This window comes from Rathayibacter sp. AY1B8, assembly GCF_002932775.1.
GTDB lineage: Bacteria > Actinomycetota > Actinomycetes > Actinomycetales > Microbacteriaceae > Rathayibacter.
This window is the reverse complement of the sequence record NZ_PSWJ01000009.1, coordinates 43242-55896: the sequence shown is the minus strand read 5'-3', so window position 1 is coordinate 55896 and position 12655 is coordinate 43242. Positions and strand designations below refer to the sequence as shown.

The window sequence follows — 12655 nt, the reverse complement described above, 5'->3', positions numbered from 1 at the left end:
GCGCCCCAGTCTCCCAAAGCACGGGGCGCGAAGAAGAGGCTTGCGCGGCACCCGTCGGACATTGCCCGCCGGGGCCTACTCGCCGAGGCGGCGGCGGGTCGACATCGCACGGTCCGCCTCGCGGCGGTCCTGGCGCTCTCGGAGGACCTGGCGCTTGTCGTAGTCCTTCTTGCCCTTGGCCACGGCAAGCTCGACCTTGGCCTTGCCGTCGCTGAAGTACAGCGAGAGCGGGATCAGCGTGTACCCGCCCTCCTTCACCTTGTTGTGGATCTTGAGGATCTGCGCCTTGTGCAGCAGCAGCTTGCGCTTGCGGCGCGGCGGGTGGTTCGTCCAGGTGCCCTGGGCCCACTCGTTGATGTGGACGGCGTCGAGCCACGCCTCTCCCCCGTCGACGAACGCGTAGCCGTCGACCAGCGAGGCCCGGCCGGCCCGGAGGGACTTCACCTCGGTGCCGGTGAGCACGAGGCCCGCCTCGTAGGTGTCCTCGATGAGGTAGTCGTGGCGCGCCTTGCGGTTGGTCGCGACGACCTTCTGTCCCTGTTCTCTGGGCACGGCTGCTCCTCGGGTCGCGAGCGGATGAAGGGGGCGGGCATCGTCGGGGCGATGCACCGGTGGGCCGCCCCGAACGAGACAGCCCACCAGTATACGTCCGGTCCGGGATCAGACCCGCAGGTACCGCGCGATCGCGACGTTCGCCGAGACGGCGGCCAGGACGATGCCGACCACGATCAGGATCGGCACGACGATCAGAGCGTCGTCGAGTCCCACGAAGGAGGTCAACGGGATCCGGTACGCCAGGAACCCCTGCACGAAGACCTGCACGATGGCGACCACCGCGACTCCCGCGAGGATCGAGCCGACCAGCGCGGCGAAGACCCCCTCGAGGATGAACGGGGTCTGGATGAACCTGTTCGAGGCCCCCACGAGCCGCATGATGCCCAGCTCCCGTCTCCGCGAGAACGCCGAGAGGCGGATCGTGGTGGCGATGAGCAGCACGGCCGCGACGAGCATCAGGACGGCGATGCCGATCGCCGTGTAGCTCGCCGCGTTGAGGATCGAGAAGATCTGGTCGAGGTACTGCCGCTGGTCGGTGACGCTCTCGACTCCCGAGACGCTCGACAGGCTCTCCACGATGACGTCCGACTGGGTCGGGTCCTTCAGGTTGATCCAGAAGGTCTGGTTGAGCAGGTCGGGAGTGACGTACTCGGCGACCGGGTTGCCCGCGAACTGCTCCTGGAAGTTCGCGTAGGCCTGGTCGTGGTCCTCGAAGTAGGAGCGGTCGATGTACGGCGCGAGCGTGGCGCCCTCGAGCTGGCCCTGCACCGCGTCGATCTGCTCGGCGGTGGCGTCGGAGCCGCTGCAGTTCGAGCCGCCGGAGGTGGCGGTGCACATGTACACCGCGACCTGCGCCTTGTCGTACCAGAAGTTCTTCATCTGGCCGATCTGCATCTGGAGCAGGATCGCCGTGCCGACGAAGGTGAGGGAGATGAAGGTCACCAGGATCACCGAGACGACCATGGAGACGTTGCGCCGGAGGCCGCTGGCGACCTCCGACCAGATCAGTGCGAATCTCACTTGACGGGTCCTACGTTCTGCTGGTCGTCGCCGGTCTCGTCGCCCTCGCCAGCGTGGGCGCGGAGGCCGAGGCGCGCGGCGAGCGACTCCTCGGGCAGGGCGCCGGTGTCGGCGGGGAGGAAGATCGGACCGGTCTGGCTCTGCAGCTCGACGACGCGCGGGGCGGCGGCGGGCTCGGCGGCCGGCTCCGGCTCGCGCTCCGGCTCGACGGCGGCGGAGCGGCGGCCCTCGGGGACGCGGGGCTGGGCGGCGGTCTGCGAGAGGCGGGCCGGCTCGATCGGCGGAGCCGGGGCCTCCTGGCGCAGATCGATCTCGGGGACCTCGGCGGGCGCGAGCTCGCTGTCGATGATCGCCGGGGGCGCGGGCTGCTCGGCGACCGCGTGGTCGTCGGCCGCCACGACCACGACGCCGTCGTGGACGACGGTGATGCTCTCGGTCTGGCCGTAGCCGCCCTGGCTCTCGTCGCGGACGATGCTGCCGGCCGAGAGCTCGATGACGCGGCGCTTCATCTGGTCGACGATGCCGGCCTCGTGGGTCGCCATGATCACGGTCGTGCCGCCCGCGTTGATCCGCTCGAGCAGCGCCATGATGCCGGCGCTCGTGGTCGGGTCGAGGTTGCCCGTGGGCTCGTCGGCCAGCAGGACAGCCGGCTTGTTGACGACGGCGCGGGCGATCGCCACGCGCTGCTGCTCGCCGCCGGAGAGCTCGTGGGGCAGGCGCGACGCCTTGCCCGCGAGGCCCACCATCTTGAGCGTGTCCGGGACGGCCTCCTGGATGTAGCCCTTCGACTTGCCGATCACCTGGAGGCTGAACGCGACGTTGTCGAAGACGGACTTGTTCGGCAGCAGCCGGAAGTCCTGGAACACCACGCCCATGTTGCGGCGGAAGTACGGGACCTTGCGGCTCGAGATCTTGCCGAGGTTCTGCCCGAGCACGTGGATCGACCCGGAGGAGGGGCGCTCCTCCTTGAGGATCAGGCGGAGGCAGCTCGACTTGCCGGAGCCGGAGGCGCCGACGAGGAAGACGAACTCGCCCCGGAGGATCTCGAGATCGATGGCGTTGAGGGCGGGTCTCGTGCCGCCCCGATACTGCTTGGAGACGTTGTCGAAGCGAATCATGTCGGTACGAGGGTAAGCGACGATCCCGAAGAGTCCGCCGAGGGGGCGCGCGGCGCGTCGGTGGGGACGCGCCCGCGCCGCGCTAGGAGGACTTCCGCCAGCGGATCCCGGCGGCGATGAAGCCGTCCAGATCGCCGTCGAACACGTGCGAGGGGTTGCCGACCTCGTGGTCGGTGCGCAGGTCCTTCACCATCTGGTACGGAGCGAGGACGTAGCTGCGCATCTGGTCGCCCCAGCTCGCGGTGATGGTGCCGGCGAGCTCCTTCTTGGTGGCCGCCTCCTGCTCCTTCTGCAGCAGCAGGAGCCGCGACTGGAGCACGCGCATCGCCGCGGCGCGGTTCTGGATCTGGCTCTTCTCGTTCTGCATCGACACGACGGTGCCGGTGGGCAGGTGGGTGAGGCGCACCGCGGAGTCGGTGGTGTTCACCGACTGGCCGCCGGGGCCGGAGGAGCGGAAGACGTCCACGCGGATGTCGTTGTCCGGGATCTCGATCGCCCCGGCCTCCTCCATCAGCGGGATGACCTCGACCGCGGCGAAGGAGGTCTGGCGCTTGCCCGCGGCGCCGAAGGGGCTCATCCGCACGAGGCGGTGGGTGCCGGCCTCGACCGAGAGCGTGCCGAAGGCGTAGGGGGCGTCGATCTGGAAGGTGGCCGACTTGATGCCCGCCTCCTCCGCGTAGCTGGCGTCCATGACGGTCGCCGCGTACTTGTGCTTCTCGGCCCAGCGGAGGTACATGCGCATGAGCATCTCGGCGAAGTCGGAGGCGTCGACGCCGCCCGCTCCCGCGCGGATGGTGACCACGGCGGGGCGGTCGTCGTACTCGCCGTCGAGCAGGGTCTGCACCTCGAGCTCGCCCATGACCTTCTGGAGGGAGGAGAGCTCGGCGATCGCCTCCTGCTCGGACTCGGCGTCCTCGGCCTCGTTCGCCATCTCGACGAGCACCTCGAGGTCGTCCAGGCGCCGGTCGATCGCGGTGATCCGCGCGAGCTCGGACTGGCGGTGGCTGAGGGCGCTGGTCACCTTCTGCGCGTTGGCCGTGTCGTCCCACAGGTCGGGGGCGCCGGCCTGCTCGCTGAGCTCGGCGATCTTCGAGCGGAGACCGTCCACGTCGATGACGGCGCGGATGTCGGCGAAGGTGGAGCGGAGAGCAGTGATCTGCTCGGTGAAGTCGTTGTCCAGCATGGTGCGTCCAGACTACCGGGGGCCGGGGGCCGCCCTCCGGCCCGGGCGTACCCTGGGGACGGTGACCAGCACCGCTCCGCGCCCCTTCCCCGTCGGGCCGCTGCTGCTGTCGACCTTCCTCCCCACCCTCCTCTTCTCCATCGGCGAGGGGGCGATCATCCCCCTCCTGCCGGCCGCGGCCGGCGACCTCGGTGCGACGCTGGCCCTGGCGGGCCTCGTGGCCGGGATGATCATGATCGGCGAGCTGGCGGGCGACATCCCCAGCGGCTGGATCGTCTCGCGGATCGGCGAGCGCGGCGCGATGCTCGGAGCCTCGGCCGCGTCGATCCTCGGGCTCGTGGTGTGCCTGCTCTCGACGTCGTGGGTCGGGCTGACTATCGGCGTCTTCGTGATCGGCCTCGCGACCGCGGTCTTCGCGCTGGCGCGCCATGCGTTCATGACATCGTTCGTCCCGATCACGCACCGCGCCCGCGCGCTCAGCGCCCTCGCCGGGGCGTTCCGCGCCGGCTGGCTGATCGGCCCGTTCCTGGCGGCCGGGGTGGTGCATCTCACAGGCTCCGTCGAGTCCGTCTTCTGGGTGCACATCGTCTGCTGCGTGGCGGCGGTCGTGGTCCTGCTGCTCGTGCCCGACCCCGCGACGGTGCTGCGGCGGGCTCAGGCCGCGGCCGACCGCGCCGCTCCGGAGGACGTGGTCGCCGCGGAGGCGTCGGCGACCGTCCCGGAGTCGCCGCAGTCGCTGCTCGGGACGCTGCGCGAGCACCGCGGGGTCCTCGCTCGGATGGGGACCGGCGCCGCCGTGATCGGGGCGCTGCGGGCGAGCCGGACGCTGATCCTCCCCCTCTGGGCGGTGAGCATCGGGCTCGCCGAGACCGACACCGCGATCATCATCGGCATCGCCGGCGCGCTCGACTTCGCCCTCTTCTACGCCGGCGGCCAGCTGATGGACCGCTTCGGCCGGGGCGCCACCGCGATCCCCTCGATGATCGGCCTCGGGCTCGGCCACCTCGCCCTCGCCGGCTCGGTGCTCGCCCTCGATCCGGTGCCCTGGTTCGTCGCCGTGGCCTGCGTGCTCGCGGCCGCGAACGGCATCGGCTCCGGGATCCTGATGACCATCGGCGCCGATCTCGCGCCCCCCGCCGATCCGGCCCCGTTCCTCGGCGCGTTCCGCTTCACCGGCGACGCGGGCAACGCCGCCGCCCCGATCGTCGTGTCGGCGCTCACCGCCCTGATCTCCCTCCCCTTCGCCGCCGTCGTGATGGGGGTGCTCGGTCTGGGCGGAGCGGGGGCGCTCGCCCGCTGGATCCCGCGGTACCTCCCCCGGGCGGCCTCCCGCGGCTGAGGCGCGGGACCCTCCTCCTACACTGGAGCCCGCACGCGGGAGTGGTGGAATGGCAGACACGCAGGATTTAGGTTCCTGTGCCGAGAGGCGTGAGGGTTCGAGTCCCTCCTTCCGCACGGGATCGGCCGGTACGCTGAGCGCGCTCGCGTGACCGCCGACCGGCCACCGGCCCCCGTCGACTGGAGATCCGTTGAATCACGCCGCCCTCGTCCCCTGGCTCGATCCGGAGACGATCCTGACCTCGTTCGGCCCCTGGGGCGTGCTCGTGGTCTGCCTCATCGTGTTCGCCGAGACCGGACTGCTGATCGGCTTCCTCTTCCCGGGCGACACGCTGCTGATCATCACGGGCCTGCTGGCGCACGAGAACGCGTCGAACGGCGGCCTCGGCGTCCCGATCTGGCTCATCTGCCTGGCCGTCGGGTTCTCGGCCTTCGTCGGCGGCGAGGTCGGCTACCTGATCGGGCACAAGGCCGGCCCGCGCATCTTCGAGCGCAAGGAGTCCGGCTTCTTCAGCATCGAGAACGTGAAGCGGACCAACGCGTTCTTCGAGCGCTTCGGCGGCCTCGCCGTGATCCTCGCGCGCTTCGTGCCGATCGTCCGCACCTTCGCGCCGATCGCGGCCGGCGTGGCCCACATGAACTACCGCAAGTACAGCCTCTACAACCTCATCGGCGCCCTGATCTGGGGCAGCGGGGTCACCCTGATCGGGTGGCTGCTCGCCTTCATCCCGCCGGTCGCCGACTTCGTCTCGCACTACATCGACGTGATCCTGATCGGCGCGGTCGTGCTCGCGCTGGTGCCGACGCTGTTCCACTTCTTCCAGCAGCAGCGCAAGGCGAAGCTCGCCGCCGACCCCGAGACCGACTCGACCGAGTCGGCCGCCTACGTGCTCGACGCCGACACCCTGGACGACAAGCACCCGAAGTCCTGACCTCCGCCTCCGCGAGACGCCACTCCGGCACGCGGCACGCCGACAGGCATGCACCGGAGTGACATCCCGCGGTGGGAACCCGCCGGGGTCAGAGCCGGGCGGACAGGGCGGCGAGCTCGGCGCGCAGCGCGGTGAAGGCGCGGGCGCGGTGGCTCCGGGCGTTCTTCTGCTCGGGAGCGAGCTCGGCCGCCGTGAGCGCCCCGGCCTCGGGGACGAACACCGGGTCGTAGCCGTGGCCGTTCGCACCGCGCGGGGCCGTCGCGATCGCGCCGTCCCAGCGGCCCTCGACCACCGTCTCCTGACCGCCGGGGAGCACGGAGTCCGGCACCACGAGGGCGATGGTGCAGCTGAAGTGCGCACCGCGGTGCTCCGCCTTCACGTCGTGCAGCTGGGCCAGGAGGAGCTCGAGGTTGGCCGTCGCGTCGTGCGCGCGTCCCGACCAGCGGGCCGAGAAGATGCCCGGCGCGCCGCCGAGGACGTCGACGCAGATCCCGGAGTCGTCCGCGAGCGCCACGAGGCCGGTGTGCGCCGCCGCCGCGCGCGCCTTGATCAGCGCGTTCTCGGCGAAGCTCACGCCGTCCTCGACCGGCTCGGGTCCGTCGTAGGCGCGGACGCCGACTCCGGGGAGCGCGCCGGCCAGCATGGCGCGGAACTCCTCCACCTTGCCCGCGTTGTGCGTGGCGAGGACGAGGTCCAGGCTCACGCTCCGGGCTCCGCGGCGAGCGCTTCGGCCTGGATGCGGGCGAGGTCGGAGGCACCGGCGACCGCGAGGTCGAGCAGGGCGTCGAGCTCACGGCGGTCGAACGGGGCCCCCTCGGCGGTGCCCTGCACCTCGACGAACAGGCCTCGTCCGGTGACGACGACGTTCATGTCGGTCTCGGCGCGCACGTCCTCGACGTAGGCCAGGTCGAGCATCGGCACGCCGTCGATGATGCCGACGGACACCGCCGAGAGGCTGTCGATCAGCGGCTGCGCCTTCTGCCCCACGTACTTCTTGCCGCGCGCCCACTCGATCGCGTCGGCCATCGCCACGTAGGCGCCGGTGATCGCCGCGGTGCGGGTGCCGCCGTCGGCCTGGAGGACGTCGCAGTCGATCACGAGGGTGTTCTCGCCGAGCGCCTTCGTGTCGACCACCGCGCGCAGGCTCCGGCCGATCAGCCGCGAGATCTCGTGCGTGCGCCCGCCGACCTTCCCCTTGACCGACTCGCGGTCCATGCGGGAGTTGGTGGAGCGGGGCAGCATCGCGTACTCGGCGGTGACCCAGCCCTTGCCCTTGCCCTGCAGCCAGCGCGGCACGCCGTTCGTGAAGGAGGCGGTGCAGAGCACCCTGGTGTTCCCGAACGAGACGAGCGCGGAGCCCTCCGCCTGGGTGCTCCAGCCGCGCTCGATCGTCACGGTGCGCAGCTCGTCGGGCGCCCGCCCGTCCTTGCGCGCGGCCTTCGATGCGGTGCTGTCGGTCACTCGGGTCTCCCTCGATCGTGCGGGAGCGCGGCCCTGTCGAGCTCGCGCAGGTTGATGGTGCCGGTCTCGACGAGGTCGACGCTCGAGACCTCCGGGCCGAGGAAGCGGCGGGCGAGGCGGACGAAGTCGCTCGAGCCCGTCTCCTCCCACCGGTAGGTCGGAGGAGCGGCGGAGGTGCGCTGCAGGCCGTGCGCCACGAGGGTCCGGTAGACGTCGAGCGCGGTCTCCTCGGCGCTCGAGACGAGGCGGACGTCCGGCCCCATCACGTACGCGATGGCACCGCGCAGCAGCGGGTAGTGGGTGCAGCCGAGGACGAGCGTGTCGACCCCCGCGGCCTTGAGCGGCGCGAGGTACTCCTCCGCCACCGCGAGCAGCTCGTCGCTCCAGGTGACTCCCGCCTCGACGAACTCGACGAAGCGCGGGCAGGCAGCGGTGAACAGCTGCAGGTCGGGCGCGGCGACGAAGGCGTCGTCGTAGGCGCGGGAGCGGATCGTCCCGACCGTGCCGATCACGCCGACGCGGCGGTTGCGGGTGTCGCGGACAGCGCTGCGGACGGCGGGCTGGATGACCTCGATCACCGGGATGCCGCGGCCGAGCGTGTAGCGCTCGCGGGCGTCGCGCATCATCGCGGCCGAGGCGGTGTTGCAGGCGATGACGAGCAGCTTGGCGCCCTGGTCGACCAGCGTGTCGAGGGTGTCGAGGGCGTAGGCGCGGACGTCGGCGAGCGGCTTGGGGCCGTAGGGCGAGTGCGCGGTGTCGCCGAGGTAGACGATCGACTCGTTCTGCAGCTGGTCGATCACGGAGCGGGCGACGGTGAGCCCGCCGACTCCGGAGTCGAAGATGCCCAGCGGTGCGTCCGTCACGGAGGAACAGCCTACCCGCGCCCTGCGGCCCGGTCCCGGCCGCACGCCGTTCCCGGGCTCGGCGGCGTGCGCAAGCCCCGGCACCCGCGCCTGGGCCGCGCGGGGGCGGCCGTGGAACACTGAGCGGATGGACTCCACGGCCTTCCTCACCGACCGGTACGAGCTCACGATGGTCGAGGGCGCCCTCGGCAGCGGCACCGCCGATCGCCGCTGCATGTTCGAGGTGTTCGCCCGGAGCCTCCCGCCCGGACGCCGCTACGGCGTGCTCGCGGGCACCGGCCGGCTCCTCGAGCTGATCTCGCGCTTCCGCTTCGGCGACGACGAGCTGTCCTGGCTCCGCGAGAACCGCGTCGTCGACTCCCGCACGCTGGACTGGCTCGCCGACTACCGCTTCCGGGGCGACGTCTGGGGCTACCGCGAGGGCGAGGTCTACCTCCCGGGCTCCCCCGTGCTCATCGTCGAGGCGCCCTTCGCCGACGGCGTGCTGCTGGAGACCCTGGTGCTCAGCGTCCTCAACCACGACAGCGCCGTGGCGAGCGCCGCCGCGCGGATGGTCTCGGCCGCCGACGGGCGACCGCTCGCCGAGATGGGCTCGCGCCGCGCCGGTGAGCGGTCCGCCGTAGCGGCGGCTCGGGCCGCCTACATCGCCGGATTCGGCGCCTCCTCGAACCTGGAGGCGGGCCGAAGCTTCGGCGTGCCCACGATGGGCACCTCCGCGCACTCCTTCACGCTCCTCCACGACTCGGAGGAGGAGGCCTTCCGCGCGCAGGTCGCCGCGCTCGGCCCCGGCACGACCCTCCTGGTGGACACCTACGACGTGACGGCCGCCGTCGACCTGGCGGTCCGCGTCGCCGGCACCGGCCTCGGCGCCGTGCGCATCGACTCCGGCGACCTCCCCCAGCAGGTGGCCGCCGTCCGGCAGCAGCTGGACGCGCTCGGCGCGACCGGCACGCGCATCACCGTCACCAACGACCTCGACGAGTACGGGATCGCCGCGCTCGCGGCCTCACCGGTCGACTCCTACGGCGTCGGCACCTCGGTGGCGACGGGCTCGGGCCACCCGACGGCGGGCATGGTCTACAAGCTGGTCGCGCACGAGGACGACGCGGGCGAGTGGGTCGCGGTGGCGAAGAAGTCGGTCTCGAAGGCGTCGATCGGCGGACGGAAGGCCGCCGGCCGTCTGCTCTCCGACGACGGGATCGCCGAGGCCGAGGTCGTGCACGTGGGCGCCGGCCCCGAGGGCGCCGTCGGCGAGGGCGAGCGGGCGCTGCTCGTCCCCCTGATCGAGGACGGGACGATCCGTCCCGAGCACCTCGGCATCGAGGGAGTGGCGGCCGCCCGCGCGCACCACGCGAACGCGGTCCTCGAGCTTCCGATCGACGCGCTCCGGCTCGGCCGCGGCGAGCCCGTCATCCCGACCCGCTACGAGTGAGCGGGGCGGGAGCTCACTTCATCTTCGCGTAGATCTCCTTGCAGGCCGGGCACACCGGGAACTTCTCCGGGTCGCGGCCCGGGAGCCACTTCTTGCCGCAGAGCGCGCGGACCGGCTTGCCGGTGATGGCGCTCTCGAGGATCTTGTCCTTCGGCACGTAGTGGGAGAAGCGCTCGTGGTCGCCCGGCTCGATGGACTCCTGGTTGAGGAGCTCCTCGAGCTCGCGGTCGAGCGTGGCGGTTCCTCCGCCTCCCTCGAGGGGGTCGGTGCTGCTGTTCTGGACGCGCGGAATCATGCGGACGATCCTACGCGCGGAGCCCGGGCCCGCGGCCGTGCGCTCCGGATCGGGCGGCGCTAGTAGCGGCTGGTGAACGCGACCAGCTCGGTCGCGCGACGCTCGAACAGCCGGCCGCCGAGGAGCACGCCGAGGGCGAAGACGACCACGGCGCTGCCGAAGCCGACGAGCACGGCGTCGCCCGCCGCCTCCGGGTCGACGAACAGGGCCCGGACGCCGAGCACCACGGCCGGAGCCGAGAGGAGCAGCCCCAGGCCGAACGCGAGGGACTGCGGACCGGCGCCGCTGGCTCCGGGGGCCTGGGGCTGCGTGAACGCGCTGTCGCCCGGGCGCGGAGCCGGATAGGCGAGCCGTGCCGAGACGGCGCTGGCGACGCCGGCGGGGACGAGCAGGAGGCAGGTGTTCACCGCGAGCACGACGGGCAGCGCATCGGGGAGCCCCGAGGTCGCGCTGCTGATCAGCGATCCGAGCACGACGACCGGCACGCCGAGCAGGAGGGTCGGGAAGGCGCGGCCGAGCCGGTCCGACCAGCCGCGGACGCCCGCGGCCACGTGGAGCCAGAACGCCGATCCGTCGTAGGCGACGTCGTTGTGGAGGAACCAGCCGAGGAACAGCGCGATCAGCGGGACCGGGAGCAGCGAGAGCAGCGAGAAGGGGACGCCGACGACCGCGAGCAGCAGCAGGGCTGCGACCGGCAGCACCGGCACGGCGACGAGCGACGCCTGGTAGCGCGGATCCCGGAGCCAGTAGGTGATGCTGCGCGCCGCGATCGCGCCGGTCCGGGTCGAGCCGAGGACGTCGAACCAGCCCAGCCGGAGGCCGCGCGGCGGCCGGTGCGTGCGCTCGGGCCGCTCCGTCAGCAGGCGGACGACGAGCCACCACAGCGCGCCCGCCGCGACGAGCGTCGCCAGGGCCAGCAGGAGCGGGCCGAGTGCGTCGCCGGTCCGGGCGGCCGGGGCGATCATCCACGCCGCACCGAACGGAGTGGCCCCCATCGCCGCACCCCAGCGCTCGAGCACCGGGGTGTCCCCCGTGTCGACCAGCGCGGCGGCACCGAGGGCGGCGGGACCGCCGAGCATCAGCACCAGGCCGAGGACGGCCAGCAGCTCGCGGGCGGTCCGGGAGGGGACGAGGGCGGCGGAGGCGGCGAGGCCGATCCGCGCGAACAGAGAGGCCGTCGCCACCGCGAGGAGCGGGCCGACCACGGCGAAGGCGCCTGCGCCCGGGACGAGCGGCGCGCTCGCGAGCCCGACCACCAGCAGGGCGAGCGTGGGGACCGAGACGAGGCCGGCCAGGGCGAGCGCCCCGGCGAGGCGGAGCGGCGGAAGGCCGAAGAGGCGGAACGCGCGCGGATCCATCGGGTCGAGCGGGCCGAGCAGGAAGGGCAGCACCAGGAAGCCGACGGAGACGAGGCCGCCGGCGGTCACGAGAGCGCCCGCCGCCGCGTCCGAGGAGCGCAGAGCGCCGATCGCCGCGATCAGCAGGGCCGTCACCGCGACGACCACGAGCACGCCCAGGACGGCGCCGGCCGAGCGCGCGGGCCCGGAGCGGAACGCGCCCAGGAGGACGTCGACCCTCAGCCGGAGAAGTCGTGCAGCCACTGCAGCCCCTCGGCGATCTGCTTGCCGCCCGCGAGCTCGAGGAAGCGCTCCTCCAGCGTCGCGGTGCCGGCGACCTCCGCGACCGTCCCGGAGGCGAGCACGCGCCCGCCGACGATCACGGCCACGTCGTCGCAGACGCGCTCGATGAAGTCGAGCCCGTGGCTGGAGAGGACGACGGTGCCGCCGCCCTCGACGAAGCGGCGCAGCACGGTGATCACGGCGGCCGAGGAGACCGGGTCCACCGACTCGAACGGCTCGTCGAGGACCAGCACGCGCGGAGCGTGGATCATCGCCGCCGCGAGGGCGACCTTCTTCGCCATCCCCGCGGAGTAGTCCGAGATCAGGCGCTCCAGCGCGTCGGAGAGGCCGAGCGCCTCGGCCAGCTCGACCGTGCGCTGCTTCGCCGTGGCGAGGTCGATGCCGCGCAGCGCGGCGGAGTAGGCGAGGAACTGGGCGCCGGTGAGCCGGTCGAACAGCCGGAGGCGGTCGGGCAGGACCCCGATCAGCGGCTTCGCGGCCGACGGGTCCTTCCAGACGTCGACGCCGTGCACGAGGACGCGGCCGGTGTCGGGTCGCAGGAGGCCCGTCATCATCGAGAGCGTGGTGGTCTTGCCCGCGCCGTTCGGGCCGATGATCCCGTAGAAGGTCCCCGCGCGGACGGCCAGGTCGATGCGGTCGACCGCCACCGTCCTCCCGAAGGTCCGGGTCAGCTGGTGCAGCTCGAAGACGACGGGCGAGGCGCCGTCCGGATCCGCGGCACCCTCAGCGGGCTCGGCGTTCGTCACGGACGTCATCCGGCTACGGTACCAACTCGCCCGCGGGCCCCCGGCGCCCGCGCCGACACCCGGCGACACGGC

The 12655-nt window shown here is 72.4% G+C and carries 13 protein-coding genes and 1 tRNA gene; 4 read left to right on the top strand and 10 right to left on the bottom strand.

Annotated elements, in window-relative coordinates:
• Positions 1–75: 75 nt before the first annotated feature.
• From smpB to prfB, 4 genes are all read right to left on the bottom strand, one after another.
• The gene (gene smpB / locus C5C63_RS07765; protein ID WP_104223558.1) at positions 76–552 is read right to left on the bottom strand and encodes an SsrA-binding protein SmpB; all 477 of its coding nucleotides are present in this window, start codon (positions 550–552) and stop codon (positions 76–78) included.
• 108 nt (positions 553–660) lie between these two features.
• Positions 661–1575, bottom strand: coding sequence for a permease-like cell division protein FtsX (gene ftsX, locus C5C63_RS07760; RefSeq protein WP_104223559.1), 915 nt, complete (start codon positions 1573–1575; stop codon positions 661–663).
• The gene (gene ftsE, locus C5C63_RS07755) at positions 1572–2693 is read right to left on the bottom strand and encodes a cell division ATP-binding protein FtsE (RefSeq protein WP_104274571.1); all 1122 of its coding nucleotides are present in this window, start codon (positions 2691–2693) and stop codon (positions 1572–1574) included. Before ftsE ends, ftsX begins: the two co-directional genes overlap by 4 nt.
• 82 nt (positions 2694–2775) lie before the next feature.
• Positions 2776–3876, bottom strand: a complete 1101-nt coding sequence (prfB, locus tag C5C63_RS07750; RefSeq protein ID WP_104226967.1) for a peptide chain release factor 2 — start codon at positions 3874–3876, stop codon at positions 2776–2778.
• Positions 3877–3937: 61 nt separating this feature from the next.
• On the opposite strand from prfB, the gene C5C63_RS07745 reads away from it, so the two are divergent.
• The 3 genes from C5C63_RS07745 (at position 3938) to C5C63_RS07735 (ending at position 6146) form a co-directional block, all read left to right on the top strand.
• Positions 3938–5215: an MFS transporter gene (locus C5C63_RS07745; protein WP_258065408.1), complete on the top strand. Its 1278-nt coding sequence runs from the start codon at positions 3938–3940 to the stop codon at positions 5213–5215.
• Positions 5216–5250: 35 nt separating this feature from the next.
• A tRNA-Leu gene (locus tag C5C63_RS07740) sits at positions 5251–5331 on the top strand.
• Between the two features lie 74 nt (positions 5332–5405).
• Entirely contained in the window at positions 5406–6146 is a 741-nt protein-coding gene (locus tag C5C63_RS07735; RefSeq protein ID WP_104238166.1) for a DedA family protein, read from the top strand.
• Positions 6147–6234: 88 nt separating this feature from the next.
• On the opposite strand, the gene rdgB is transcribed toward C5C63_RS07735, so the two are convergent.
• From rdgB to murI, 3 genes are read right to left on the bottom strand one after another with little or no spacing between them, the layout of a single operon-like run.
• The gene (rdgB, locus tag C5C63_RS07730; protein ID WP_104223564.1) at positions 6235–6849 is read right to left on the bottom strand and encodes an RdgB/HAM1 family non-canonical purine NTP pyrophosphatase; all 615 of its coding nucleotides are present in this window, start codon (positions 6847–6849) and stop codon (positions 6235–6237) included.
• Positions 6846–7607, bottom strand: coding sequence for a ribonuclease PH (rph, locus tag C5C63_RS07725; protein WP_104233199.1), 762 nt, complete (start codon positions 7605–7607; stop codon positions 6846–6848). Before rph ends, rdgB begins: the two co-directional genes overlap by 4 nt.
• Complete coding sequence (gene murI / locus C5C63_RS07720) at positions 7604–8470, bottom strand: glutamate racemase (RefSeq protein WP_104223566.1); 867 nt, start codon at positions 8468–8470, stop codon at positions 7604–7606. Before murI ends, rph begins: the two co-directional genes overlap by 4 nt.
• Positions 8471–8597: 127 nt before the next feature.
• On the opposite strand from murI, the gene C5C63_RS07715 reads away from it, so the two are divergent.
• On the top strand, positions 8598–9902 hold the full coding sequence (locus C5C63_RS07715; RefSeq protein ID WP_104262681.1) for a nicotinate phosphoribosyltransferase: 1305 nt from the start codon (positions 8598–8600) through the stop codon (positions 9900–9902).
• Between the two features lie 13 nt (positions 9903–9915).
• Here the strand turns inward: C5C63_RS07715 and C5C63_RS07710 are convergent, their stop codons facing one another.
• From C5C63_RS07710 to C5C63_RS07700, 3 genes are read right to left on the bottom strand one after another with little or no spacing between them, the layout of a single operon-like run.
• On the bottom strand, positions 9916–10197 hold the full coding sequence (locus C5C63_RS07710) for a DUF3039 domain-containing protein (RefSeq protein ID WP_104223568.1): 282 nt from the start codon (positions 10195–10197) through the stop codon (positions 9916–9918).
• 59 nt (positions 10198–10256) lie between these two features.
• Positions 10257–11798: an ABC transporter permease gene (locus C5C63_RS07705; RefSeq protein ID WP_104325813.1), complete on the bottom strand. Its 1542-nt coding sequence runs from the start codon at positions 11796–11798 to the stop codon at positions 10257–10259.
• Positions 11774–12592, bottom strand: a complete 819-nt coding sequence (locus C5C63_RS07700) for an ABC transporter ATP-binding protein (protein ID WP_104223570.1) — start codon at positions 12590–12592, stop codon at positions 11774–11776. The genes C5C63_RS07705 and C5C63_RS07700 overlap by 25 nt, the downstream gene beginning before the upstream one ends.
• Positions 12593–12655: the final 63 nt, after the last annotated feature.

Coding starts and splice junctions, on each gene's coding strand:
- ftsE (WP_104274571.1), bottom strand. CDS start 2,693: ATGATTCGCTTCGACAACGTCTCCAAGCAGTATCGGGGCGGCACGAGA.
- prfB (WP_104226967.1), bottom strand. CDS start 3,876: ATGCTGGACAACGACTTCACCGAGCAGATCACTGCTCTCCGCTCCACC.
- C5C63_RS07715 (WP_104262681.1), top strand. CDS start 8,598: ATGGACTCCACGGCCTTCCTCACCGACCGGTACGAGCTCACGATGGTC.
- C5C63_RS07710 (WP_104223568.1), bottom strand. CDS start 10,197: ATGATTCCGCGCGTCCAGAACAGCAGCACCGACCCCCTCGAGGGAGGC.
- C5C63_RS07700 (WP_104223570.1), bottom strand. CDS start 12,592: ATGACGTCCGTGACGAACGCCGAGCCCGCTGAGGGTGCCGCGGATCCG.